The sequence below is a fragment of the Arthrobacter sp. U41 genome, from assembly GCF_007679325.1.
In the GTDB taxonomy this organism is placed as follows: domain Bacteria; phylum Actinomycetota; class Actinomycetes; order Actinomycetales; family Micrococcaceae; genus Arthrobacter.
In genome coordinates, this window is sequence record NZ_VEGI01000017.1 from 1 (window position 1) to 329 (window position 329).

Below are 329 nucleotides of genomic sequence, written 5' to 3' on the forward strand. Positions count from 1 at the left end.
CTGGCGAAGGTGGAGCTCAAGCAGTCCGCGACCCGTGCCGGCAAGGGCGCGGGGATGCTGGCGGGCGCCGGCGTCGCGGGCCACTTTGTTCTCCTGTTCCTGTCCTTGGCGCTCTGGTGGGCGCTCGGGACTCTCATGGGGCTCGGCTGGTCCGCCGTCGTCGTCGCCGTCATCTGGGGCGTTGTCGCCGCGGTTCTGGCGGCCATGGGCCGCAAGGAACTCAACGCGATCAAAGGCATGCCCCAGACCGCGGAGACGCTTCAGGAAATCCCGCCCACCCTCAAGCCCACTACTTAAGTTCAGCGAGGAAACACGATGAGTGAAAACCC

1 protein-coding gene is annotated in these 329 nt (G+C 66.3%); it reads left to right on the plus strand.

From position 1 onward, the window contains the following. On the plus strand, positions 1-297 hold a 297-nt coding region (locus FS787_RS17870), incomplete at its 5' end, for a phage holin family protein (RefSeq protein WP_144674641.1). Between the last annotated feature and the right edge of the window lie 32 nt (positions 298-329).